The sequence below is a fragment of the Serratia sp. CC22-02 genome (assembly GCF_900182895.1).
GTDB lineage: Bacteria > Pseudomonadota > Gammaproteobacteria > Enterobacterales > Enterobacteriaceae > Serratia > Serratia nevei.
Genome location: NZ_FXUD01000002.1, coordinates 925,820 through 951,057, shown reverse-complemented (window position 1 = coordinate 951,057; position 25,238 = coordinate 925,820). Strand labels below are relative to the sequence as shown.

Annotated in this window: 17 protein-coding genes; 9 read left to right on the top strand and 8 right to left on the bottom strand. The window is 59.2% G+C overall.

The features are described 5' to 3' along the window. Nucleotides 1–20: 20 nt before the first annotated feature. From QOL81_RS11350 to ssuB, 4 genes are read left to right on the top strand one after another with little or no spacing between them, the layout of a single operon-like run. A complete protein-coding gene (locus tag QOL81_RS11350; RefSeq protein WP_060421805.1) occupies nt 21–986 on the top strand; it encodes a sulfonate ABC transporter substrate-binding protein in 966 nt (321 codons plus the stop codon). 20 nt (nt 987–1,006) lie between these two features. Beyond that, a complete protein-coding gene (gene ssuD / locus QOL81_RS11345; protein ID WP_283439825.1) occupies nt 1,007–2,155 on the top strand; it encodes an FMNH2-dependent alkanesulfonate monooxygenase in 1,149 nt (382 codons plus the stop codon). An 11-nt stretch (nt 2,156–2,166) separates the two neighbouring features. Continuing rightward, entirely contained in the window at nt 2,167–2,961 is a 795-nt protein-coding gene (gene ssuC / locus QOL81_RS11340) for an aliphatic sulfonate ABC transporter permease SsuC (RefSeq protein WP_060421801.1), read from the top strand. Continuing rightward, nucleotides 2,958–3,731, top strand: a complete 774-nt coding sequence (gene ssuB / locus QOL81_RS11335; RefSeq protein WP_060421797.1) for an aliphatic sulfonates ABC transporter ATP-binding protein — start codon at nt 2,958–2,960, stop codon at nt 3,729–3,731. Before ssuC ends, ssuB begins: the two co-directional genes overlap by 4 nt. Before the next feature lie 55 nt (nt 3,732–3,786). Here the strand turns inward: ssuB and pepN are convergent, their stop codons facing one another. Next, nucleotides 3,787–6,405, bottom strand: a complete 2,619-nt coding sequence (gene pepN / locus QOL81_RS11330; RefSeq protein WP_060421793.1) for an aminopeptidase N — start codon at nt 6,403–6,405, stop codon at nt 3,787–3,789. A gap of 335 nt (nt 6,406–6,740) precedes the next feature. Here pepN and QOL81_RS11325 point away from each other — a divergent pair, with 335 nt between their 5' ends. The 5 genes from QOL81_RS11325 to QOL81_RS11305 all read left to right on the top strand — a co-directional run bounded on the left by QOL81_RS11325 (nt 6,741) and on the right by QOL81_RS11305 (nt 14,378). Then, complete coding sequence (locus tag QOL81_RS11325) at nt 6,741–8,441, top strand: GGDEF domain-containing protein (RefSeq protein WP_070913946.1); 1,701 nt, start codon at nt 6,741–6,743, stop codon at nt 8,439–8,441. Between the two features lie 255 nt (nt 8,442–8,696). Then, nucleotides 8,697–9,902: a nicotinate phosphoribosyltransferase gene (gene pncB, locus QOL81_RS11320; RefSeq protein ID WP_060421786.1), complete on the top strand. Its 1,206-nt coding sequence runs from the start codon at nt 8,697–8,699 to the stop codon at nt 9,900–9,902. A gap of 213 nt (nt 9,903–10,115) precedes the next feature. Further along, a complete protein-coding gene (asnS, locus tag QOL81_RS11315; protein ID WP_038874233.1) occupies nt 10,116–11,516 on the top strand; it encodes an asparagine--tRNA ligase in 1,401 nt (466 codons plus the stop codon). Between the two features lie 301 nt (nt 11,517–11,817). After that, nucleotides 11,818–12,942 (top strand): porin OmpC, encoded by a 1,125-nt coding sequence (gene ompC, locus QOL81_RS11310; protein ID WP_060421783.1) that lies wholly within the window; start codon nt 11,818–11,820, stop codon nt 12,940–12,942. A gap of 245 nt (nt 12,943–13,187) precedes the next feature. Continuing rightward, a complete protein-coding gene (locus QOL81_RS11305; protein WP_060440276.1) occupies nt 13,188–14,378 on the top strand; it encodes an amino acid aminotransferase in 1,191 nt (396 codons plus the stop codon). A gap of 72 nt (nt 14,379–14,450) precedes the next feature. Here the strand turns inward: QOL81_RS11305 and QOL81_RS11300 are convergent, their stop codons facing one another. The 7 genes from QOL81_RS11300 to cmoM all read right to left on the bottom strand — a co-directional run bounded on the left by QOL81_RS11300 (nt 14,451) and on the right by cmoM (nt 25,179). Further along, nucleotides 14,451–15,098 (bottom strand): MBL fold metallo-hydrolase, encoded by a 648-nt coding sequence (locus tag QOL81_RS11300; RefSeq protein WP_197757518.1) that lies wholly within the window; start codon nt 15,096–15,098, stop codon nt 14,451–14,453. A gap of 64 nt (nt 15,099–15,162) precedes the next feature. Beyond that, a complete protein-coding gene (mepK, locus tag QOL81_RS11295) occupies nt 15,163–15,711 on the bottom strand; it encodes a peptidoglycan L,D-endopeptidase MepK (protein WP_025302289.1) in 549 nt (182 codons plus the stop codon). Nucleotides 15,712–15,891: 180 nt separating this feature from the next. Next, on the bottom strand, nt 15,892–17,700 hold the full coding sequence (gene ldtD, locus QOL81_RS11290; protein WP_071605332.1) for a L,D-transpeptidase: 1,809 nt from the start codon (nt 17,698–17,700) through the stop codon (nt 15,892–15,894). A gap of 220 nt (nt 17,701–17,920) precedes the next feature. Further along, nucleotides 17,921–22,369 (bottom strand): chromosome partition protein MukB, encoded by a 4,449-nt coding sequence (gene mukB / locus QOL81_RS11285; protein ID WP_060440277.1) that lies wholly within the window; start codon nt 22,367–22,369, stop codon nt 17,921–17,923. Continuing rightward, complete coding sequence (gene mukE, locus QOL81_RS11280) at nt 22,366–23,094, bottom strand: chromosome partition protein MukE (RefSeq protein ID WP_033637863.1); 729 nt, start codon at nt 23,092–23,094, stop codon at nt 22,366–22,368. Before mukE ends, mukB begins: the two co-directional genes overlap by 4 nt. Continuing rightward, on the bottom strand, nt 23,075–24,397 hold the full coding sequence (gene mukF / locus QOL81_RS11275) for a chromosome partition protein MukF (protein ID WP_004928228.1): 1,323 nt from the start codon (nt 24,395–24,397) through the stop codon (nt 23,075–23,077). Before mukF ends, mukE begins: the two co-directional genes overlap by 20 nt. Further along, entirely contained in the window at nt 24,394–25,179 is a 786-nt protein-coding gene (gene cmoM / locus QOL81_RS11270; RefSeq protein ID WP_015377334.1) for a tRNA uridine 5-oxyacetic acid(34) methyltransferase CmoM, read from the bottom strand. Before cmoM ends, mukF begins: the two co-directional genes overlap by 4 nt. Nucleotides 25,180–25,238: the final 59 nt, after the last annotated feature.

Genomic DNA, 25,238 nt, shown 5'->3' with positions numbered 1-25,238 from the left:
CCTGGAAAAGGAGAGCCTGAATGAAAAAACGCATCGCTTTACGGCGCTGGCTGAGCGCCGCTACCCTCACTGGCCTGCTGTCGCTGGTCTGGGCCAATGCCGCCGCTGCGCAGGATCCGGCGCAGTTCCGCATCGGCTACCAAAAAGGATCGGTCAGCCTGGTGCTGGCGAAGAGCCACCGGCTGCTGGAGGAACGTTTCCCCGCCACCCGCATCAGCTGGATCGAGTTTCCCGCCGGCCCGCAGATGCTGGAGGCCTTGAACGTCGGCAGCATAGATCTGGGCAGCACCGGAGATATTCCGCCGATCTTCGCGCAGGCGGCCGGCGCTGACCTGCTGTATGTCGGCGTTGAGCCGCCCAAACCCAAGGCGGAAGTGATCCTGGTGCCGGAAAACAGCCCGATAAAAAACGTCGCCGATCTGAAAGGCCATAAGGTCGCCTTCCAGAAAGGATCCAGTTCGCACAATCTGCTGCTGCGATCGCTGCAAAAGGCCGGCCTGCAGTTCACCGATATCCAGCCCGCCTATCTGACGCCCGCCGATGCGCGCGCCGCCTTCCAACAGGGCAACGTCGACGCCTGGGCCATCTGGGATCCTTATTATTCCGCCGCGTTGCTACAGGGCGGCGTGCGAGTGCTCGGCGACGGCACCGATCTGAACCAGACCGGTTCCTTCTATCTGGCGGCGCGCCCCTATGTCGAAGCCAACGGCGCCTTTATCAGCCAGGTCTTGACGGTGCTGACCCAGGCCGATGCGCTCACCCGCAGCGACCGGGCGCAAAGCGTGACCCTGCTGGCTAACGCCATGGGGCTGCCGGAACCGGTGATCGCCAGCTATCTGGATCACCGCCCGCCGACCGCCATCACACCGCTCGATGCGCGGACGATCGCCGCGCAGCAGCAAACCGCCGACCTGTTTTACGCCAACCGGCTGGTGCCGGTGAAGGTTGACATCTCGCAACGCATCTGGCGCCCAAGCGCACAATAACTCATGGGAGAAGATTAACGATGAGCCTGAACGTTTTCTGGTTTTTACCCACCCACGGCGACGGCCACTATCTTGGCAGCGCACAGGGCGCGCGCAGCGTCGATCACGGTTATTTGCAGCAGATCGCCCAGGCGGCGGATCGGCTGGGATTCGGTGGGGTACTGATCCCCACCGGCCGCTCGTGCGAAGACTCCTGGCTGGTGGCCGCCTCGCTGATCCCGGTCACCCAGCGGCTGAAGTTTTTGGTCGCGCTGCGGCCGGGCATCATCTCCCCTACGCTGGCGGCGCGCCAGGCGGCGACGCTGGATCGCCTGTCCAATGGGCGTGCGCTGTTCAATCTGGTCACCGGCGGCGATCCGGAAGAGCTGGCGGCCGAGGGGCTGCACCTGAACCATGAAGAGCGCTACGAAGCCTCAACCGAGTTCACCCATATCTGGCGCCGGGTGCTGGAAGGCGAAACCGTCGATTTCGACGGCAAGCATATTCAGGTGAAAGGCGCCAAACTGCTGTTCCCGCCGGTGCAGCAGCCGCGCCCGCCGCTCTATTTCGGCGGATCCTCCGCCGCCGCGCAGGATCTGGCCGCCGAACAGGTAGAACTGTATCTCACCTGGGGAGAGCCGCCGGCGCAGGTTAAAGAGAAGATCGAAGAGGTGCGCGCCAAAGCAGCGGCGAAAGGCCGCCAGGTACGCTTCGGTATCCGCCTGCATGTCATCGTGCGGGAAACCACCGAAGAGGCTTGGCGCGCCGCCGACCGGCTGATCGCGCACCTCGATGAGGAAACCATCGCTAACGCGCAGCAGGCCTTTGCGCGTTTCGACTCCGTCGGCCAACGGCGCATGGCGGCGCTGCACGGCGGCAAAAAGGATAACCTGGAGATCAGCCCGAACCTGTGGGCCGGCATCGGCCTGGTGCGCGGCGGCGCCGGCACCGCGCTGGTGGGCGACGGCCCGACGGTCGCGGCGCGCATGCAGGAATATGCCGATCTGGGCATCGACACCTTTATTCTCTCCGGCTATCCGCATCTGGAAGAGGCCTACCGCGTCGGCGAACTGCTGTTCCCGCACCTCGATCTGGAGCAGGAGGAAACGCCCGTGCGCCTTCAGCCGGTGCGCCCGCAGGGCGAAGTGGTGGCCAACATCTATGTTCCGCAAAAAGTGTCGCAGAGCTGAGGAGCGCCCCGATGGCAAAGAACGCGCAACGCATCCTGTATCGGCTGGCCCCCTGGGCGCTGCCGCTGGCGCTGGTGATCCTCTGGCAGATCGCTGTCGAAACCGGCTGGCTGTCCAACCGCATTTTACCGGCGCCGAGCGCAGTGCTGGCCGCCTTCTGGAGCCTGAGCCAAAGCGGCGAACTGTGGCAGCATCTGAGCATCAGCAGCCAGCGCGCGTTGATCGGCTTTGCCATCGGCGGCAGCATCGGGCTTACCCTCGGCTTTATTACCGGGCTGTCGCGCTGGGGCGAACGCCTGCTGGACAGCTCGGTGCAAATGATCCGCAACGTGCCGCACCTGGCGCTGATCCCGTTGGTGATCCTGTGGTTCGGCATCGATGAATCCGCCAAGATCTTTCTGGTGGCGCTCGGTACGCTGTTCCCGATTTATCTCAATACCTACCACGGCATCAAAAACATCGATCGCGGCCTGTTGGAGATGGCCCGCAGCTACGGCCTGAGCGGTTTCCACCTGTTTACACAGGTGGTGCTGCCGGGCGCGCTGCCGTCGATTATGGTCGGCGTGCGTTTCGCTCTCGGCTTCATGTGGCTGACGCTGATCGTCGCCGAAACCATCTCGGCCAATTCGGGCATCGGCTATCTGGCGATGAACGCGCGTGAATTTCTGCAAACCGATGTGGTAGTGGTGGCCATCGTGCTGTACGCCCTGCTCGGCAAGCTGGCGGACGTGGGCGCGCAGCTGCTGGAGCGCGTCTGGTTGCGCTGGCATCCGGCCTATCAACTGAAACAGGGAGAAGCACTATGACCCTTCCCGCTCGCCTTGCGCAAGGCACGCCGGTGACGCTGGAGTCCATCGGCAAAGGTTACGGCAACCGCACGGTGCTGGACAATATTCAGCTGCACATCTCCGCCGGGCAGTTCGTGGCGGTAGTCGGTCGCAGCGGCTGCGGCAAAAGCACCCTGCTGCGCCTGCTGGCCGGCCTGGAACAGGCCAGCAACGGCGTGCTGCTCAGCGGCAACGCGCCGCTTGCCGCCGTTAAAGAGGATACCCGGCTGATGTTTCAGGATGCGCGCCTGCTGCCGTGGAAAACGGTGATCGACAACGTGGGGCTGGGGCTGCGCGGCCAGTGGCGCGATGCGGCGCTGCAGGCGCTGGACGCGGTCGGCTTGGCGGATCGCGCCCGCGACTGGCCGGCGGCGCTGTCCGGCGGGCAAAAGCAACGGGTCGCCCTGGCGCGCGCGCTGATCCACCGCCCTCGCCTGCTGCTGTTGGACGAACCGCTCGGGGCGCTGGATGCCCTGACGCGCATCGAGATGCAGGGGCTGATAGAAACGCTGTGGCAACAGCACGGTTTTACCGTGCTGTTGGTCACGCACGACGTCAGCGAAGCCATCGCGCTGGCGGATCGGGTGATCCTGATCGAAGAGGGGCGCATCGGGCTGGATCTCTCCCTCGATCTGCCGCGGCCGCGCCGCAAAGGCTCGGCCCGGCTGGCGGAACTGGAAGCCGAAGTGCTGGAACGGGTATTATCGCCGCTGGCTACCGGGGCCAGCCCGCGCCAGGCGGCGAATTGAACGGATAAAAAAAGGGACGGCAAAAGCCGTCCCTTGATCTATTCAGCGTGAAAAATCAGGCGTCGAGCGCCTTGCTGATCTTCTCGTACAGATCGCCGGACAGGTTTTCCAACCCTTTCAACTGTTCCAGCGCCTTGCGCATCAGTGCCTGGCGGCCCGCGTCGTAACGCTTCAGGCGAATCAGCGGTTCAATCAGGCGCGCGGCGATCTGTGGGTTACGCTGGTTGAGATCGCTGAGGATCTCCGCCAGGAACTGATAGCCGCTGCCGTCCGCCGCATGGAACGCCGCCGGGTTACCGGAAGCGAAGCCGCCGATCAACGAGCGGGTGCGATTCGGGTTGCTCAGGCTGAACGAGCGGTGTTGCAACAGCGCACGCACCTTGCTCAGCACGTCTGCCGCCGGGCTGCTGCCCTGCAGCACGAACCATTTATCCATCACCAGGCCATCCTGATGCCAGCGCTCGTCGAACGCCGCCAGCAGCGCATCGCGGCACGGCAGCTGGGCCGCGACCGCGGCGGACAGCGCCGCCAACGAATCGGTCATGTTATCCGCCTGGCGATACTGTTCGCTCACCAGCTGATCCGCCAGCGCCACATCTTCGCCGAACGCCAGGTAGCCCAGGCACACATTGCGCAAAGCGCGCTTGGCGATCTCGGCGTGCTCCACGCGGTAGCCGTCGGTCTTGTTGGCGTGATACACCGCCAGCCACTCATCGGCCAACTCACGCGCCAGGCAGCGTACTATCGCTTCGTGCACCGCAGCGATCGCTTCCGGATCGATGGTGGCGAACAGCTCGGCGATTTCGTTCTCCGACGGCAGCGTCAGGATCTGCGCCGCCAGCGCCGGATCCAGTTTTTCGTCCAGCAGCACCGCGCGGAACGCATCGGCCACGTGCAGCGGCAGCGACAACGGCTGCTTCTGCTGGTGCCGCGCCACGTTCAGCTTGATATAGGTCGCCAGCAGGCTCTGCGCCGCATCCCAGCGCGCAAATTCATTGCGCGCGTGCTGCATCAGGAAGGTCAACTGCTGGTCGCTGTACGGATAGTCCAGCTTCACCGGCGCGGAGAATTCGCGCAGCAGCGACGGCACCGGCTTGTGCGCCACGCCGTCGAACACGAAGGTCTGCTCCGCTTCGGTGACGTTCAGCACGTTGTTGACCGGCAGACCGCCCTTTTGCAGTGGAATGACGTTGCCTTCGCTGTCGTACAGTTCGATATCCAGCGGGATATGCAGCGGCAACTTCTCCGGCTGATCGGCGGTTGGCGCGGTTTTCTGGTTGACATGCAGGCGATACTGCTGGGTTTGTGCGTCGTATTCGTCGCGCACCGTCAACAGCGGCGTGCCGGACTGGCTGTACCAACGGCGGAAGCGCGACAGATCGACGTTGGACGCATCCTCCATCGCCTGCACGAAATCGTCGCAGGTGGCGGCGCTGCCGTCGTGGCGTTCGAAATAGAGCTGCATCCCTTTCTGGAAATTCGCTTCCCCCAGCAAGGTGTGCATCATGCGGATCACTTCGGAACCCTTTTCATACACCGTCAGGGTGTAGAAGTTGTTCATCTCGATCACTTTGTCCGGGCGGATGGCGTGCGCCATCGGGCTGGCGTCTTCGGCGAACTGCGCGCCGCGCATCACGCGCACATTATCGATGCGGTTGACCGAGCGCGATCCCAGATCGGAACTGAACTCCTGATCGCGGAACACCGTCAGCCCCTCTTTCAGGCTGAGCTGGAACCAGTCGCGGCAGGTCACGCGGTTACCGGTCCAGTTGTGGAAGTATTCGTGGCCGATCACCGCTTCAATGTTCAGGTAGTCCTTGTCGGTGGCGGTTTCCGCCTTCGCCAGCACATATTTGGAGTTAAAGATATTTAACCCTTTGTTCTCCATCGCGCCCATATTGAAGAAATCGACCGCCACAATCATATAAATGTCGAGATCGTATTCCAGGCCGAAGCGGGTCTCGTCCCACTTCATCGAGTTCTTCAGCGACGTCATCGCCCAGTCGGCGCGATCCAGGTTGCCGCGATCGACGAACAGCTCCAGCGCGACCTTACGGCCGGAGCGGGTGGTGAAGCTGTCGCGCAGCACGTCGAAGTCCCCCGCCACCAGCGCGAACAGGTAGCAAGGTTTCGGGAACGGATCCTGCCATTGCACCCAGTGGCGGCCATCGGCCAATTCGCCCTGGCCGATGCGGTTGCCGTTCGACAGCAGGAACGGATAGCGCGCCTTGTCGGCCACGATGCGGGTAGTAAAGCGCGCCAGCACATCCGGGCGGTCCTGATAATAGGTAATGTGGTGGAAGCCTTCGGCTTCGCATTGCGTGCACAGCGCATCGCCGGACAGGTACAGCCCTTCCAGGGCGGTGTTTTTCGCCGGGTGAATGTCGTTGACGATGGTAAGAGTGAATTGTGCCGGCAACTCTTCGATGATCAGCTGGTTATCCTGCTGACGATAGGCGCTCCACGGTTGACCGTCGACCTGAATGCTCACCAGCGTCAGATCTTCGCCATCCAGCACCAGCGGGGCGCCGGCCGTGCCCTGACGTTTGATTTTACTGACGGCGGTCACGCGCGTGGTTTCCGCGTCCAGACTGAAGTCCAAATCGATATCGGTCGTGGTGTAATCAGGCGCGCGATAATCGTGGCGATATTTTGCCTGTGGCTGTTGTGTCATAAAAACCCTTAAACGTCTCAGTGAGTTATAGGTGCAGGCCGCTCTTCTCCTCCGCGCCGCAGCCGGTGTGTTCCCCTGCGGCGCACGGCAGACCTGATTGTGAATAAACTGTATCACAGCTGGCCGAAAAGCCCAGAGCCGCCGGGCGACCACGAGAGAGAAATCAGAGGCAAATCATAAATCGCCCGCCAGACGACAGCGCGGGTGACCAATGGCTAAATAGAAATCAGCATTTAATGCTAAAAAACCGCCGTCCGGGCGCGCCGGCATAGTTGAGGCGGCACAGGCGGCATAGTGGTATAATTGCCGAATCAGGCCCAGGGATGACTCGCACTATGAAAATCAAATACGCAATCTATTTTTTTACCCTGTGCCTGATGACCTCCTTCTCGCTTTTCATCGTCGAGGAGCTGCTCGAAGCCCATACCGACTACCGCGATAACCAGCTCAACCTGTATAAGATCGATCGCGCCAAAGAAATCTCCGAGGCCTTCCAGGCTTCGCTGCAGGCTCACCGCCTCAAACGATTGAGCCTGATCGATCCGCAAATCACCCGCGCGCAATGTTTGGCCGCCGATCGGGTGGCGCGTGAGAAAATTACCCGGATCCGCGAGCATCTGAACGATCCGGTCGCCAGGCAGCTCGGGGTGCGGCAAAAAATCGCCGCGCTGTCGATGATCGGCCTGATGGAACAGCTGTTGGATAACGACAACCTGCAGCTTTCGCAGGTCAACAACGCCAATGCCAATCTGTTCAACATCAACAGCGCCTATTACATCTCGCAAACCAGCAAGAGCTATTACCGCTACACCTACGATACCCGGATGGTGGATACCGATTCCTTTATGTTTCTCGAGGCCATTCGCCTCAACAACCGGCTGAATATGTCACTGACGGAGTTAAGCGATCAGATTATCGACGTCAACGTCAACCCGATCGATCGCAAAGACGCCTACCTGAAGTCCATTCAGTTGACCGGCGTGCTGAACGCGCTGAGCACCCGATTGATCTTCATGAAGATCAACTACGACGACGTGCAAACCACCGAGCTCGTCAATCAGTTGCTCACCCTGGTGTCGGCCGAACGTCTCAAGCAGATCACCGATGGGTTATACACCGCCATCAATACTCAAAAACCCTATCCCGCAGCGCTTATTTCGCGCTATGTCGACGAGCTGAGCGGGCTTTCGCAGGCGCTGTATCAACGCAGCTTCGAGCTGGAAACCGTCGCTTCGCGTCACAAAATTTACGATAGCCAGACCACCATTTACGGCATGATCGCGCTCGCCGGCCTGGTGGTGTTGCTGTTCATTTTGCCGGCGCTGGTGTTCTGCACCAACATCAACCGTTGGCTGACCAAGACTCACAACAATATCGTTCGGTTGTCGCGCGGCGAGATGAATATCGATCGCAACGACGCCTTCTACAGCCGGGAACTGATCGCCATCAGCGACGCCATTCAGCAGCTCAGGCAATACCAGCTGGACAAGGTCTCGCTGGAAAGTGAGAAGCAACTGTTGATTAAAGAGCTCGAGGCCTCTTCCTTCCTCGATCCGCTCACCAATATTTATAACCGCCGTAAATTCTTCCTTGAATGTCAGCTGCTGGGTGACAGCAGCTATCCACAGGCCTTTTGCCTGATCGATATCGACAACTTCAAACAGCTCAACGACAGCTATGGCCACGACGTGGGCGACCGGGCGCTGGTGGCATTCGGCCACCTGCTGCAACGCGCGTTCCGCGCCAGCGACATTTTCTGCCGCTACGGCGGCGAAGAGTTCGCGGTGCTGCTGGGCAACTGTTCGTTGGACAACGCGCGGGACATCATGGAGCAATTGCGCACCCGTACTCATCGCCTGACGCTAAATCTGACCGACGGACGGCAAGTGCGTTTCACCACCAGCTGCGGCATTGCGCCGGTCAACGCGTTCACCGCGCTGCAGGCGGCGATCAAACAGGCGGACGAAGCGCTCTATTTTTGCAAAAAGAACGGCAAGGATCGGGTCAGCGTACACACTCAGGTCGGGTTTATCTGATTCGCTGTTTAAAATAATTAACATTATAATTTTTATGACTAATTAGGCTAAGTCATTCACCTTACAGGCATATCTGGCTTTTTTTCTTCCCCGCCGCCGCCAGGCCGCCATAAAGGCACGTTTAATCCTCGACCCGCTTTGGTGATTTATGGTGTGATGCAGCTTCAATAACAGGATAATCCGGGTATACTCCACCCCCACTTTTATGATTATCCGGATTTGGACACGCGCCTGACGAGGATGCTGTAACGCGCTATGACTCAATACGCTTCCCCGATTTTGACATCACTGCTTGATACCGATGCTTATAAGCTTCATATGCAGCAAGCAGTGTTCCATCGCTATCCCGCGATCAGCGTGGCGGCGGAATTCCGCTGCCGCGGCGACGAACTGCTGGGCGAATATGCCGACGAGATCCGCGCGCAGGTGGCGCTGATGAGCCGGCTGGCGCTGACCGACGCCGAATTCGCTTACCTCTCGGGCCTGCCCTTCTTCCGTCAGGATTATCTGAACTGGCTGCGGACGTTCCGCTACGATCCGCAGCAGGTGATCGTCGAGAACCGCGACGGCAAGCTGCACATCCGCATCGCCGGGCCGTGGCGCGAAGTGATCATGTGGGAAGTGCCGCTGCTGGCGGTGATCAGCGAAGTGGTGCATCGCCGCCGCTCTGCGCAGGTGACGCCGGAACAGGCGGTGGCACATCTGCAGACCAAGCTGGCACAGTTCAAGACGCTGGCGGGCGATCTGGACCTTTCGCGCTTCAAGCTGATGGACTTCGGCACCCGTCGCCGTTTCTCTCAGGGCGTTCAGCAGGCCATCGTCAGCACCTTGCAGGCCGAATTCCCGTACCTGTCGGGCACCAGCAATTACGATCTGGCTCACCAGCTCGGCCTGGCGCCGGTCGGCACGCAGGCGCATGAATGGTTCCAGGCGCACCAGCAGATAAGCCCGGTGCTGGCCAACAGCCAGCGCGCCGCATTGCAAGCCTGGCTGGATGAATACCCGGACCAGCTTGGCATCGCGCTCACCGACTGCATCACCATGGATGCCTTCCTGCGCGACTTCGGCCCGCAGTTCGCCGAGCGTTATCAGGGGCTGCGCCACGATTCGGGCGATCCCGTCGAGTGGGGTGAAAAGGCCATTGCCCACTACGAGAAACTGGGCATCGATCCGATGAGCAAAACGCTGGTGTTCTCGGACAACCTGGATCTGGACAAAGCGCTGGCGCTCTACCGCCACTTCTATCAACGCATCAACCTCGGATTCGGCATCGGCACGCGCCTGACCTGCGATATTCCCGACGTCAAGCCGCTGAATATCGTGATCAAACTGGTCGAGTGCAAAGGCAAACCGGTGGCCAAGCTCTCCGACAGCCCCGGCAAAACCATTTGTCAGGATCAGGCGTTCGTCAGGGCCCTGCGCAAAGCCTTCGATCTGCCGCTGGTGAAAAAAGCCAGCTGATCCTTCTTTATATAGAGAGAAAGCCGGCCCGATTCACGCGCCGGCTTTTTTGTTTTTATCCCGAACGCCCTCTTTTCAGCCAGCCACGATAAATGTTGCGCCAATCCGATGATTTCTGCTTGTGCTCTGCACCGCGGCAAGTAACATAGCCATTACCCCCATATTCTTGGGTTGTAAGCTATTTCTAAACCAAATTATTAAAGAGAGAAATCTATGAGCGTAGTGCCTGTAGTCGACGTACTGCAAGGTCGTGCTGCGGTTGACAGTGAAGTCACCGTACGCGGCTGGGTACGTACCCGGAGAGATTCAAAAGCTGGTATCTCCTTCCTGGCCGTCTATGACGGTTCCTGCTTTGATCCGTTACAGGCCGTCGTTAATAATTCTCTGCCGAATTATCAGGATGAAGTACTGCACCTGACCACCGGTTGCTCAGTTGAAGTGACCGGTAAGGTCGTCGCCTCACCGGGCGAAGGCCAGAGCTTCGAACTGCAGGCCACCGCGATCAAAGTGGTCGGCTGGGTCGACGATCCGGACACTTACCCGATGGCGGCCAAGCGCCACAGCATCGAATACCTGCGCGAAGTGGCTCACCTGCGCCCGCGCACCAACCTGATCGGCGCCGTGGCGCGCGTGCGTCATACCCTGGCGCAGGCGATCCACCGCTTCTTCCATGAAAACGGCTATTTCTGGGTGTCCACCCCGCTGATCACCGCTTCCGATACCGAAGGCGCCGGCGAGATGTTCCGCGTGTCCACGCTGGATCTGGAAAACCTGCCGCGCACCGACAAGGGCACCGTCGACTTTAGCGAAGACTTCTTCGGTAAAGAAGCCTTCCTTACCGTTTCCGGCCAGCTGAACGGCGAAACCTACGCCTGTGCGCTGTCCAAGGTTTACACCTTCGGCCCAACCTTCCGCGCCGAAAACTCCAACACCAGCCGCCACCTGGCGGAATTCTGGATGATCGAGCCAGAAGTGGCCTTCGCGACGCTGGACGACGTTGCCGGCCTGGCCGAAAGTATGTTGAAGTATGTGTTCCAGGCGGTGCTGGATGAACGTGCCGATGACCTGAAATTCTTCGCCGAGCGCGTGGATAAAGACGCAATCTCTCGTCTGGAGCGTTTCGTTTCTTCCGATTTCGCGCAGGTGGACTACACCGATGCCATCGAGATCCTGCTGGCCTCGGGCCAAACCTTCGAAAACCCCGTTTCCTGGGGCATCGATCTCTCTTCCGAGCATGAACGTTACCTGGCTGAGAAACACTTCCAGGCGCCGGTGGTGGTGAAAAACTACCCGAAAGACATCAAAGCGTTCTATATGCGCATGAACGAAGACGGCAAAACCGTCGCGGCCATGGACGTTCTGGCACCGGGCATCGGCGAAATCATCGGCGGCTCGCAGCGTGAAGAACGCCTCGACGTGCTCGATCAGCGTCTGGAAGAGATGGGGCTGAATAAAGAAGACTACTGGTGGTATCGCGATCTGCGCCGCTACGGCACCGTGCCGCATTCCGGTTTCGGCCTGGGCTTTGAACGTTTAATCGCCTATGTCACCGGCGTGCAAAACGTGCGCGATGTGATTCCATTCCCGCGCACGCCACGTAACGCAAGCTTCTAATTTATACGATCAAACGTTTTTTAAACGATTTCGTTACAAAACAAAGGCCAGCATTGCTGGCCTTTCGCATTTTTTAATATTGACGCACGTCACAAAGTTCCCTAAAAATTACATTTAGTTACAAATACTTTCTTTTTGCAACCTGATTGGGACATTGGTATCATTTTCGTCCTAGATTAACCCGCCTGTGAATGGAACACTGCGTTCAGACACAGGACGACACCAATCTATCAACAATAGTTCCCAAAGAATTATTGGCGGCAGTGGCAAAGGTGTCCGAATAACACCAATGAGGGTAATAATGATGAAGCGCAACATTCTTGCAGTGGTTATCCCGGCTCTGTTGGCTGCTGGTGCAGCAAACGCAGCTGAAATCTACAACAAAGACGGCAACAAGCTGGATCTGTACGGCAAAGTTGACGGTCTGCACTACTTCTCCAAAGACAAAGGTAATGACGGCGATCAGACCTATGTTCGTTTTGGCTTCAAAGGTGAAACCCAGATTACTGACCAACTGACCGGTTACGGCCAGTGGGAATACAACGTTCAGTCCAACCACTCCGAGTCTCAGGGCACCGAAGGCACCAAAACCCGTCTGGGCTTTGCCGGTCTGAAATTCGCTGACTACGGCTCCTTCGACTACGGCCGTAACTACGGCGTACTGTACGACGTGGAAGGCTGGACCGATATGCTGCCAGAGTTCGGTGGCGATACCTACACCTACACCGACAACTTCATGACTGGCCGTACCAACGGCGTTGCGACCTATCGTAACAACAACTTCTTCGGTCTGGTTGACGGCCTGAACTTCGCTCTGCAATACCAGGGCAAGAACCAGAACGACGGTCGTGACGTTAAGAAACAGAACGGCGACGGCTGGGGTATCTCCTCTACTTATGACATCGGCGAAGGCGTAAGCTTCGGCGCTGCATACGCTTCTTCCAACCGTACCGACGATCAGAAACTGCGTTCCAACGAGCGTGGCGACAAGGCTGACGCATGGACCGTGGGCGCGAAATACGACGCCAACAACGTTTACCTGGCGGCCATGTATGCAGAAACCCGTAACATGACTCCATTCGGCGGCGGTGACTTCACTAACACCTGTGCTGCTTCTGAAAAATGCGGCGGCTTCGCCAGCAAAACTCAGAACTTCGAAGTGACTGCTCAGTACCAGTTCGACTTCGGTCTGCGTCCAGAAGTGTCTTACCTGCAGTCTAAAGGTAAAAACCTGAACGTCCCAGGCGCGGGTTCTGACCAGGATCTGGTTAAATATGTTTCTGTTGGTACCACTTACTACTTCAACAAAAACATGTCCACCTACGTTGATTACAAAATCAACCTGCTGGATGACAACGCGTTCACCAAAGCAACCGGCACCGCTACTGACGATATCGTAGCTGTTGGTCTGGTGTACCAGTTCTAAGTTGTCTCGCTTAACGGCGGTTTACCGTCGGCTAAGTTAAAAAAACAGGGCCTCGGCCCTGTTTTTGTTTGTGTCAGCCGGTAACTTTTTATCCTGCCAATTTCTCCTTCCCCATCATTTTTTCTGCCTAATACTCCCCCTTCGCAAGATCGCGGTGTTTTTGTCGCAAACGGTTGGCAAAGCCGGTAACTGGCGTTACCCTGATGTTTCTGTCTGCTTAACTCCGAGATTTGGAAGCACCTGACATGTTTGAAAAAATCACCGCCGCACCCGCCGACCCGATCCTGGGCCTGACCGACATTTTCCGCGCCGACGCCCGCCCGAATAAAATCAATTTAGGGATTGGCGTTTATAAAGACGAAACCGGTAAAACCCCGGTGCTGACCAGCGTAAAAAAAGCTGAGCAGTATCTGCTGGAAAATGAGACCACCAAAAACTATCTCGGTATTGAAGGCATCCCGGCGTTCGCCAGCTGCACGCAAGCGCTGTTGTTCGGCAAAGAGAGCCCGATCGTCGCCGATCGTCGCGCGCGCACCGCACAGACGCCAGGCGGCACCGGCGGCCTGCGCGTGGCGGCAGACTTTATCGCTAACCAGACCAGCGCCAAACGCATCTGGATTAGCAACCCAAGCTGGCCGAACCACAAGAACGTCTTTAGCGCCGTGGGCCTGGAAGTGCTGGAATACGCTTACTACGACGCCGCCAACCACGCGTTGGATTTCGACGGCCTGCTGAACAGCCTGAAACAGGCGCAGGCCGGCGATGTGGTGCTGTTCCACGGCTGCTGCCATAACCCGACCGGTATCGATCCAACGGCGGAGCAGTGGGCGCAGCTGGCCGAACTTTCCGTCGCCAACGGCTGGCTGCCGCTGTTCGACTTCGCTTATCAGGGCTTCGCCAATGGACTGGAAGAGGATGCGCAGGGCCTGCGTATTTTCGCCGCCAAACATAAAGAGCTGATCGTCGCCAGTTCCTACTCGAAAAACTTCGGTCTGTACAATGAGCGCGTCGGCGCTTGCACCATTGTGGCTGCCGATGCCGAAACCGCCGACCGCGCCTTTAGCCAGGTGAAAGCGGCGATTCGCGCCAACTACTCCAACCCGCCGTCACACGGCGCCGCCGTGGTCGCTACCATTCTGGGCAACGACGCTCTGCGCGCGATGTGGGAGCAGGAACTGACCGATATGCGCCAGCGTATTCACCGCATGCGTCAGCTGTTTGTGAACACCCTGCAGGAGAAAGGCGCGCAGCAGGACTTCAGCTTCATCATCCAGCAGAACGGCATGTTCTCGTTCAGCGGCCTGACCAAAGAACAGGTGCTGCGTCTGCGCGAAGAGTTCGGCGTCTACGCCGTGAACTCAGGCCGGGTGAACGTGGCTGGCATGACGCCGGACAACATGGCGCCGCTGTGTGAAGCCATAGTCGCCGTGCTCTAAAAGCATCGACGCAGGTCATAAAAAAAGGGGCGCTCTATGCGCCCCTTGATTTTTCCTGCCGGGAAATAATCGTTACCACACCGCCGGCTCTTCGCGCAGGAACGGGTTGGTCTGGCGCTCGTGGCCGAAGGTCGACATCGGGCCATGGCCGGGAATAAAGCGCATGTCGTCGCCCAACGGCAGCAGTTTGGTACGAATAGAGGCAATCAGCGCCTGATGGTCTCCGCGCGGGAAGTCGCTGCGCCCCACGCCGCCGTTAAACAGCACGTCGCCCACCAGCGCCAAACGCGCCTGCTCATTGATAAAGACGATGTGGCCCGGCGTATGCCCAGGACAGTGCAGCACCTTGAGCGTCATCTCGCCCAACTGCATCTCATCGCCTTCCAACAGCCAGCGGGTCGGCGTCAGCGGCGCGCACTCTTCCAGTCCAAACATCCGGCTCTGCGCCGGCAAACCGTCCAGCCAAAACGCGTCTTCTTTATCCGGGCCGTAGATCGGCACCTGATAATGGTCCGCCAGCTCCGCCGCCGCACCGACGTGATCCAAATGGCCGTGCGTCAGCAAAATCTGAGTGATCGTCACCCCCTGCCGCGCGACTTCCGCTTTGATTTTCTCGGCTTCACCGCCGGGATCGACCAACGCCGCCTGCTGCGTGTTTTCGCACCAAATCAGGCTGCAATTCTGGCTAAAGGCGGTAACGGGAATAAGATGGTATTTCATAAGGCTCCAACGACAATAACGCCGCATCCGCAAGGGGCGGCGTTATTCACTGATGGCACAGCGATTACCAGGTCCGAACCGGGCCGGTATCGATGTGTACGAAGTTGCTACGTGGGTAATATCCTACACCACCGGCGCGCATTTTTAACGCCGCTTTACGGATATTACTCAATTGGATGCCTTCGATATGGAAATCCATCGCTTGGCCTTTGGTGTGGTAGCTGTGCTTGGCCACGCCGCGGCTATGCGCACGCAGTTCGTTGTTGGTATCTACGGAACGGTATCCGGAGATCAGCTGCACCGGCTTGCTGGTGCCCAGCAGCCCCTGCAGGCGATAGAGGTGATCAAACAAGCGGGGATCGATCGATTTAACCTTGTTGGCGCGATAATCGCGGAACAGATGATTTAGCCGCACCAACTCTTCTTTATTGTAACCTTTGCCGTCAAAGAACTCGGCTTTAATAGATTCACCGGTATTCAGGTTATTCAGCACTAAAATACGCGGTCGAGCGGTGGAAAGACTGGCAAACGCCTGCCCTGGAAGCAGCGCTATGCCCATAGCGGCGCCACCTAGCGCCAGCCATTTACGGCGGTGATGATCAATTTTGTCCATGACTCTGTTAAACCCGGCAAGAATGTCAAAATAAATGCACAAAGCAGCGCACTGTCCGAACCATAACCGCCTGCGTATGCTGAGTCAACCCGCGATACGCCTAGGTTTACAGGCCCCCGGCGACGAGGGCCTGCGGTATAGCCAAACATTCTGACCGTTATTTATTTATAATTACTGCATTTACTGCATTAATTTTTTGGCCTGAGCCAAAATTTGTGCGCCCGATCGCACCGTATTATCATAATTGTAAATATCTGTACGGAATTGCGGTTGGCCGTCATCCGAAACCCAGGCGGTCAGATAATACAGTTTTACGGGAATACGCTGGCGAATATTCACATAAGTTGTATTCCCCTCTTTCAGCGTGGAAGACACGCGGCTGTTGTTCCAGCCGGCGTCCTGCAGCAGCATATTCGCCAAATCGGAAGCCTTGTTCACCCGCACGCAGCCGGAGCTGAGCGCACGGATATCTTTCTGGAACAGGCTGTGGTTCGGGGTATCGTGCAGGTAGATGGCGTCCGAGCTCGGCATATTGAACTTGAAGCGCCCCAGCGAGTTGGTGGCACCCGGCGCCTGACGGACGCGATACGGGAAATTGCGCGCAGAAACCATGCTCCAGTCGATCATCGCCGGGTTGATCACTTCCGCATCGTTGCTCCAACCCGACAGCACCGTATAGCCGTGTTTCTGGAAGTAATTACCGTCGCGCATCGCCTTCGGCACAATGTCCTCGCGCACCAGCGTGGTCGGCACGTTCCACGGCGGGTTGACCACCACGTTGTTCAACGCGCTGCTCATCAGCGGCGTCTTACGGCTCGGCCGCCCGACGATAACGCGGGAAGACAGCACTTCATTGCCGTTCTGGTAGTAGGTCAGCGAGTAGTTGGGAATGTTCACCATAATGCCGGTGCCGACATGCCCCGGTAAAATTCGCAGGCGTTGTATATTCAGCGCCAGCAGCGCGGCGCGGGTTTTCGGTGACACGTTGAGCCACTCACGGGTGCGCACGCCGATCACGCCGTCCGCCGTCAACCCCTGCCATTTCTGGAAGCGCTTGACGCCCTCCACCAGCTCATTGGTATAAAGATTGTCGCTCACCACGCTGCCAATCTGCGGCGGCGTCTGCTCCGCAGTCAACTCCGTTACCGGCGCCGCCGATGGGCTGACCGTCACGCGGCTTTTCTCTTCGTCTACCGTCAGCCCGCCGTCGTCGGGCTCATTGCTCTTCGCCGAAACCACCGCCGGTTCCGGCTCCGCTTCCGGCGCCGAGGCGGCCAGCATGCCGGTACGCGTCAGGATCTCACGCAGCGCCGGGATATCGTTGCTCATTTGGCCTGGGCGCAGGCTCGGGCCGCTGCCCACCTGTGGCCACGGACGATTGTCCGCCAGCATGTCGCGCAGCGCCTGATGCATCTTGGCGTATTGCGGATGCTGCGGCGCGAGCGAATTCACATAGCTCAGGGTACGCGCCTGGCGCACCGCCAGCTGCCATTGGTTGATCACCGCGGTGGGCGGCAAGCCAAGCTTGTAGGGAATATTGCTGTACAGCCAGTTGTTGCCGTTGGCACCGATGGCAGAGACGAACTGCAAATAGCCCAGCATCGCATCGGACAGCACCGCATCGCGGCCCGCTTCACTGAGCGCCGGATCGGTCAACATCTTCACCCATTGGGTAAACTGCGGCTGCACGCCGGACATCGCCAGTTCGGCCAGCTGCTGCTGAAACTGCTGAACGGCTTCGCGATCCTGCCACATCGGCTGCATGTGATTCGCCGCATACAGCGGTGCCAGCGTAGAAAGGTAGTGCAAATCCATGCCGCGCGGCAACGCGGCCAGCAGCTCAGAACGGCTCTGCGCAACGGACATGCCTGCTGATGCCACCGGCAACGCCGTAACGGTAGCCGATGCGGAAAACGACGACACAAGACTACAGGCGATAGCGCCACTCAGCGCCAAACGTCGTAGAGAGTTTCCCTTTTTAAGCAACATCCCTTGCCCCCTGTATGCTCACAAAAAAAACGTCAAAAACTGCATATAGTTTCAGTATACAAACAGAAAGGCCGTTTCGCCCTGCGGGCGTCGAATAACTGTTTATGTGATTAAACTAACCGCTTTTCAACGGATAAAAAAGCAGGACTATCATCCACGCGCACAAAAAAATAGCCACCCTGCGGCGGCTATTTTCAGATTTTTAGGGCGTTTTTCTGCGTTACGGCGTTTCAACCGGCGCAGTACCCAGCGCCGGCGGCTCACCGGCGAAACCGCGCAGCCCCACCACGTGCACATGCTCGTGGTTCTGGAACACTTTACGCACCAGTTTATAGGTGGTGCCCTTCTCCGGACTGATGTTTTCCGGCGCCGCGATGATCAGCTGCATTTCCAGACGGTCGCACAGTTCGAACAGCGTAGCGATCGACTTGGCATCCAGACGCGCCGCTTCATCGAGGAACAGCAGGCGACACGGCGAGATGTCTTTACCGCGCAGGCGGCGGGATTCTTCTTCCCAGCTCTGCACCACCATCACCAGGATTGACATCCCGGTACCGATGGCTTCACCGGTAGACAACGCGCCGCTTTCCGCACGCAGCCAGCCGTCGGAGCCACGGTATACCTCCACTTCCATCTCCAGGTAGTTGCGGTAGTCCAGCAACTCCTCGCCGATGGTCTGTGGCGTGCGCTGCCCCATGTCGATCTGCGGATTCAGGCGCTGATACAGCTTGGCCAACGCTTCGGAGAAGGTCAGACGGTTGCTGTTGAACAGATCCTGATGCTGTTCCTGCTGCTCGGAGAGCACATCCAGCAGGGTGGCATGCGCTTCGCGCACATTGACGTTCAGGCGCACGCTCTTCACCTGGCCGAAGGAAACGGCCTGCAGACCCTGGTTCAGCATGCGAATGCGGTTCTGTTCGCGCTGAATGGTTTTGCGAATGATGTTGGCCACGCTTTTCGAACTGATCGCCAGCTTCTGCTCGCGCGCGGTCAGCTCTTCGGTCAGACGGCCCAGCTCAATTTCCATCTGTTCGATGGCCTCGACCGGATCGTCGGTGCGGATGATGTCCTGACGGATGCGCTCGCGCAGGTGTTGGTAGACCGCGATATAGAACTGAATCTTACGCTCCGGCCGCTTCGGATCTTCCGACAGGCGCAGCACATCGCGCAGGTGTTCGTTATCCGCCACGGCCAGACGCAGCGCACCGAGCGCCTTATCCGACATCGAGCGCAGCTCGTCGCCATCCATATACGCCAGCTCGCGGCGGTGCAGGCGGCGTTCCACGCCGTTGTCTTTCACCAGGCGCATCACCGCGCACCAGCCCGCCTTGGCGGTCACCACCTGCTCACGCAGCTGATGATAATCGCGTTCCAGCTTGCGCAGTTTCTTCTGCAGGCCGTCCATTTCGGCTTCGCAGAAGGTCAGCTGCTTCTCCAGCTGGTTGCGGCGAGCGCGGTTGTTGCTCAGCGCCGCATGCAGTTCGTCGCGACGCGCACGGGCGCGCGCTTCGGCATTGGCGTCGGCCTGCACGCCGATGTCCACCAGCTCTTGGCTCAGCTCTTTCAGCATGTCGCGCTTGGCGTCGTACGAGCTTTTCAGCGAGGCCAGCACCTGGCTGTACTGGGTGAACTGGGTTTGATACTGACGCAGTTGCTCACGGGCGCGGGCGCGTTCGGCTTCCGCCTGCTCCAGACGCTGGCGCAGCTTATCGTTCAGATCGTTGTTGGCATTCTGCATGCCGGCAGAATCGGTGTAGCTGAAGTGCGCACGACGCTGCACCACTTCAGTGAGCGCGAACGCCTGCTGTTTAGCCTGACGCTGCACGCTTTGCGCCTGCGCGTAATCCTGCTGCAGCTGTTCATGCTGCTGCGGATCGCTCTGCAGCACCGACAGCAGCGGTTCCAGCTTGGTCAGCGACACGCCGTGCTGTTGGATATGACGCGCGGCGTCCTGCGCTTCTTCCAGCTCTTCGCGGATCTCGTCGACGCGGTCCTGCAGCGTTTCATCGTTCAGCAACGACACCAGCGGCATCAGGCGGTTGAGTGCGGAAATGCCCTCTTTGGCCTGTTCGTACTGCTGACGCTGCTGCTGGTTCTGCGCTTCGTGATTGTTCAGCGCACGTTCGATCTCGCCACGACGGGCGTTCAGGCCGCGGATCTCCGCTTCCGGGTCGGCGTCGAACGCCACCGCCAGATGGGTACCAATAAAGCGGCTGAAAGCCTGGTGCGAGCGCTGGGTTTTCTGCACGTCGAACGACAGCGTGGCGTAGCGCTCCGCCAGCGTTTCACGCTCGGCATGCAGCACTTCCAGACGGTTTTCGCGCGCCGCGCGGCCGAACAACGGCACTTCCGGATAACGGGAGTAACGCCACTGGCGATCGGCGATTTTCACCACCACCGCTTTGTCCTGCTCTTCAACGGCGAACACGCTGTCATCGAACGACTGCGGATCCCCTTCGATCAGGTAAAGATCTTCCGGGCAATCTTCCAGCCCTTCAAGCATCTCACGCACCAGCGACAGATCCGGCACCACGATAGCGTGGCGCGAAGGGCCGTACAGCGCCGAGAAGTAAGGCGCGTCGTCGATGGTGACGTCATCGTAAATTTCCGACAGCAGCACGCCGCCGAAACGTTCGGCCAGCGTGACCAGGCGCTGATCTTCCGCGCCGCCCGGCTGGCTGAGACGTTCGATCTGCGCTTCCACTTCACGTTTGCGGGCCGCCACTTCGTCGCGCTCGACGGTGGTTTCACGCTCGCGCTCCAGCAGCTGCTGCATGTATTCGGTCACCTGCTGGCTGTTTTCCAGCGGCTCTCCGCTCTGATCGCTGAGCTGGCCCAGGGCGTCCTGCGCCGCCAGCCACACCGGCGCGCGCGCCGTCAGCTCACGGATGCGCTGCTGGATCTGCTCCAGCTCCTGGCGCATCTCCATGCGGCGTTCGCCGGCTTCGCTGACGTTCTGCGACAGCGCTTCCAGGCGCTCTTCCAGCTCCTGCTGCAGCATATCGAGATCGTCAGGCTGGTACTCTTGGCCATGGCGTTTGCAAAACTCTTGCAGCAGACGCTCGGCGTCCTGCTGCGAGCGCAGGCGCTGTTCCAGTTCGCTCAGGCGCAGGCGCAGCGGCTGAACGCGCTCGGCGAGGTGCTGCTGCGAAGGCCAGTCGCGCAGCAATTCGCGCGCGCACTGCCAGGCTTCGCTGCGGCTGACCTGGCCGGCGATTTTCCCCACCAGCTGATAGGCCTGTTCGAACTGGCCGTGCGCGGCGTCGGCCACGCTCAGCTTCTGTTCCAGCATCAGCAACGCTTCGGTCGCTTCCTGTTCGCGGGCCTGGAAGGTGTCTAGCCACTGTTCGGCGTTATCGGCGGTCAGATCCGGCAGTTGGCACAGGGCGCGTGCGCGTTCCAACGCCTGCAGCGCCTGCTGGTACTGAATGGCGCGGGTCTGCTGCACGTCGAGCGCCTGCTGGTAGTCGGCCAGCTGGCTCTTCAGCTCATCCACTTCCAGCTCGGCCGCTTCGGCGCGCGCTTCGTTTTCGGCCTGCTGCTCGCTCGCCTCGGCCACCACTTCGTTCTGCTCTTCCAGACGGTAGGTCAGCTCTTCCAGATCGGCTTCATAGCGTTCGATCTTCTCCTGCTGACGCATCGCCGTCTGCACCAGATTCAGGTGATCGCTGGCGGCCTGGTAATCGGTTTCCAGGTCGGATTCGGCACCGCTCTGTTCGCTCAGCTCACGCGCCATTTCCACATGGCGATACTGTTCGGCGGCCAGCTGCTTGCGGCTGCCCAACAGATCGCTGCGCAGCGCCAGCGCGCCGTCCAGATGGATGCGGCGTTCGTTGGCGTGGCGCATATAGTCCGCCGCCACATAGGAAGTGGCCTCGGAAATCAGATGTTTGAACAGATCGCGGTCCGACTGGGTGACGCGAATCGCCTCCAGCGTCATGCGGTTTTCGCGCAGCGCCGCTTCCATGTCCTGGAACGCCTTGCGCACGCCGCTGTTTTCCGGCAGCAGGTAATCGCGCAGCGAGCGGGTGATGGCGCTGGAAATACCGCCGTACAGCGACGCTTCAATCAGACGGTAGAACTTGCTGCGATCGGCGGACGAACGCAGACGTTTCGGGATCACGCCCAGATCGAACATCAGCGAGTGGTAATCGGTGATGGAGTTGAACTGCTTGAACTGCACTCCCTCCATCTCTTCCACGCGATCCTTCAGCTCCTGCAGCGACAGCACGCGCGCCTGGCGCTCACCCACCGTCTGGGTCAGCAACTCGGTCGGCTGAACCGCGGTCGGCAGGCCCTGGATGGTGAACGGTTTGATGTCGACCTTGCGATCGCGCCCCGCCACCTGCTGCAGGCGCACGCCCACCACCACGCGCTGGTGGCGCGAGTTGACGACGTCGAGAGTCGAGTAACACACGCCGGCACGCAGCTTGCCGTGCAGGCCTTTATCGCGCGAGCCGCTGGTGGCGCCCGCTTCGGTGGTGTTACGGAAGTGCAGCAGCGTCAGATCGGGGATCAGTGCGGTGACGAAGGCCGCCATGGTGGTGGATTTCCCTGCCCCGTTACCGCCGGACAGCGTGGTCACCAGCTCATCCAGATCAAAGGTGCGGGCGAAGAAACCGTTCCAGTTAACCAGCGTCAGCGAGCGAAATTTACCGCGTTCAATCATTCCTGTTCATCCTCTGCACCGTCAGGAGCGTTATCAACCTGCTGATCCTCAGCCTCATTCTCATCGTTCAGCGACAGGCTGGTTTCAACCGGCATCGCCTCGCCGTCGCGAATCATGCGCAGCTGCGCTTCACGCGGATCGTCGCCGCTGCGCACGTCGGCGCCGAAGCGGAACACCGCCTCGGTAATGCGGAACTTGCTGCTGTCATTGCCCATGAAGTAGACCATGCCGAGGCGGCGCAGGCGGTTCAGCGAGGTGCGCACCTTTTCGTGCAGCTTCTGCCGATCGAGATCCGAGCCGGTGGAGCGCTGGTTGACGAACTTCAGCAGCTTGTTCTCATCGGCCAGGCTCAGCAGCTCGTCGTACAGCTCCTGATGGCTGAAAATACCCTCATGCGCCAGGCGCTCGGGGCTGAGATACAGGTAGCACAAGATTTTACCGACCATCATATCCAGCTCGGACAGCACCGAACGCGGGATCAGCGTGGTGGAGCGCGGGCGCAAATAGAAGAAACCTTCCGGCGCCCGAATCAGCTCGACGCTGTAACGGGTGTAAAATTCCTCCAGCTCATCCTGGAAATCCATTAAAAAGGCGTGGTTGTCCAGCTCATCGATACCGATGTGACGACCCGCACGCAGTTGGCTGTCCAGCGCCGGGAACAGCGAGTTGGACAGTGCCTTGGCCAGCTTGACTGGCATTACTTGTTCAATATTTGTCGATGACATGGGCCTGGACCTTGGCTCCGTAATCATTGATTGCCTGCCATTCCGCCGGCAACCCTGAGAAATCTGCTTCAGCCACACCGAGGCGCACTGCCTGGTCGACCACTAAGCGTGCCACGTCGAAATGACGCGCACGCGGATATTGCGCCAGATAATCGCGCATCACCGCTGCAAGGTTGAGCGGCATCTGCTGTTCCTGATACACCTTCAGCGCCTCTTCGATCATCGCCGCCAGCTGTTCGCGAATTTCGCTGAACTCTTCGAACTCCAGATCCGGCGGCAGTTCCCCGGTCACTTCCTCACTGCGCAGTGCCAGTTCTTCGTCGCGCATGTCCAGCAGACGATCGGCATTGGCATGGGTCAGCGCCCACGGGTGGTCGAAATAGGTTTGCACCGACTGGCGCAGGCGTTGGGCGAACACGCGGTTTTTATCCATATCGATAGCGGTACGGATAAATTTATGTACGTGGCGATCGTAGCCGATCCACAGGTCGATCGCCTGCTGGCCCCAGCTGATGATGCGATCCAGCTTGCTCTGCAGATCGAACACCAGCTTGTCGACGAAGCCCAGCTCCACGTTGCCGAGGGTCGCGTCCTGGATGCGCAGCAGGTTGGCCTGCAGCTTATCGCCCGCCGCATCCAACGTATCTTGCAGCTCGCGCAGGGTGCCCGAGGTTTCCGACAGCAGCATCTCGCAGCTGGAGATCGCCGCCCGCCAGTCTTTACTCAGCAGCGCCGCGATGTCGTTTTTCACGCTCTGCTGCTGCTCGTCCATCACGCGTTGGGTCATGTCTATGCTGTCGAAGATTTCCGCCACCGAATATTTCAACGGCGCGAACACGTTGCGGTGCCAATGGAAATCGTCGCCGCCCTCGTCGGCGGCGTCGGCGGCGCGCTTGAGTTCCTGCGCCACGATCGACAGCTGCATCGACAGACGCAGCGTGGAGAATTCGCGTTGGCGAATATAGTAATCGGTAATGCCGATACCCAGCGGCGTGAGGCGGTAAATCGCATTGCCGTCCGCCAGTTCGCTGGTAAAGCGGTTCAACAGGCGCTGGCGCACCATGTCGTTGATCGCATTGTTGGCGCGCATCGCCACCGTTTCATGCGTCTGTTCAAAACCCTTGCTGACATGGCGAAATGCATCAACCAGCTCACCTTCGCTCATCTCGCCGTCCAGCCGTTCGCCGTTCAGGGTGGCGATGGCGAGCAGAAATGCGAGACGCTCCGTAGGGAGCGAAATAGAGAAATCATTTTTCCGTGCCCAGGCGACCAGTTCGGGTACTGTCTGGGAAAATTCACTCATAGTTCGTCCTTCAGGTTTGGTTTATGCGCCATGACGTGAATATAGCGCCCCAAACTCACGTACGGCTCCTGCCGGCAATAGTGCTGTTCAAGCGCCAGTAACTCTTCAAATTTTTGTGTTTGCAGCTGTCTGCTCTGCAGATAGTCGTGGAACACCCGCACGCCGGTTTTACCGCCGATACGCATGCCCAGCTGTTCCAGCCAACCGTAGACCAATAGCGGATCGTGCGGATATTGCGGCGACAGCGAACGCTTGCGGCGCCGCCTGACCTCGGGATCCACCAGTTGGAAATTACCCAACACCACGTTGCGCATCAAGAGGCCGTTGGCGTTGAAGAACATCAGCGACAGCGCGCCGCCCGGCGTCAGGCAGTCATACAACGCCTGCAGCGCCGCTTCGGGCTCGGCGATCCATTCAAGCACTGCATGAAACAATATCAGATCAACCGGCTGTTCCAAATGTTGAGCGATATCCTGCGCAGAACTTTGTACGAATTGCATGTTCTGGCTCACACCTTTCTGTTCCGCCAGCTGCGCGGCGCGCTGGATCATCTCACCAGAAAGATCGCACAACAACACCTGATGTCCTAATTCTGCCAGCTGGCAGGCCATATGGCCTTCACCGCCCCCGGCGTCGAGGATGCGCAGCGGCCGCTGCGGCAACTGCGCCAGCAACCCGGTCAGATCCTGCCAAACCACCGCCTGGCGGATTTTTCCTTTCGTGGTGCCGTAAATATTACGCGCAAATTTTTCAGCAATATCGTCAAAATTGCGATCCTGCATGGACAACGGCTCCGCTGATCTCATTCTTGTCGGCGGCAAAGCGCACGCCCATTCAAACC

Coding starts and splice junctions, on each gene's coding strand:
- QOL81_RS11350 (WP_060421805.1), top strand. CDS start 21: ATGAAAAAACGCATCGCTTTACGGCGCTGGCTGAGCGCCGCTACCCTC.
- ssuD (WP_283439825.1), top strand. CDS start 1,007: ATGAGCCTGAACGTTTTCTGGTTTTTACCCACCCACGGCGACGGCCAC.
- ssuC (WP_060421801.1), top strand. CDS start 2,167: ATGGCAAAGAACGCGCAACGCATCCTGTATCGGCTGGCCCCCTGGGCG.
- ssuB (WP_060421797.1), top strand. CDS start 2,958: ATGACCCTTCCCGCTCGCCTTGCGCAAGGCACGCCGGTGACGCTGGAG.
- pepN (WP_060421793.1), bottom strand. CDS start 6,405: ATGACACAACAGCCACAGGCAAAATATCGCCACGATTATCGCGCGCCT.
- QOL81_RS11325 (WP_070913946.1), top strand. CDS start 6,741: ATGAAAATCAAATACGCAATCTATTTTTTTACCCTGTGCCTGATGACC.
- pncB (WP_060421786.1), top strand. CDS start 8,697: ATGACTCAATACGCTTCCCCGATTTTGACATCACTGCTTGATACCGAT.
- asnS (WP_038874233.1), top strand. CDS start 10,116: ATGAGCGTAGTGCCTGTAGTCGACGTACTGCAAGGTCGTGCTGCGGTT.
- ompC (WP_060421783.1), top strand. CDS start 11,818: ATGATGAAGCGCAACATTCTTGCAGTGGTTATCCCGGCTCTGTTGGCT.
- QOL81_RS11305 (WP_060440276.1), top strand. CDS start 13,188: ATGTTTGAAAAAATCACCGCCGCACCCGCCGACCCGATCCTGGGCCTG.
- QOL81_RS11300 (WP_197757518.1), bottom strand. CDS start 15,098: ATGAAATACCATCTTATTCCCGTTACCGCCTTTAGCCAGAATTGCAGC.
- mepK (WP_025302289.1), bottom strand. CDS start 15,711: ATGGACAAAATTGATCATCACCGCCGTAAATGGCTGGCGCTAGGTGGC.
- ldtD (WP_071605332.1), bottom strand. CDS start 17,700: ATGTTGCTTAAAAAGGGAAACTCTCTACGACGTTTGGCGCTGAGTGGC.
- mukB (WP_060440277.1), bottom strand. CDS start 22,369: ATGATTGAACGCGGTAAATTTCGCTCGCTGACGCTGGTTAACTGGAAC.
- mukE (WP_033637863.1), bottom strand. CDS start 23,094: ATGTCATCGACAAATATTGAACAAGTAATGCCAGTCAAGCTGGCCAAG.
- mukF (WP_004928228.1), bottom strand. CDS start 24,397: ATGAGTGAATTTTCCCAGACAGTACCCGAACTGGTCGCCTGGGCACGG.
- cmoM (WP_015377334.1), bottom strand. CDS start 25,179: ATGCAGGATCGCAATTTTGACGATATTGCTGAAAAATTTGCGCGTAAT.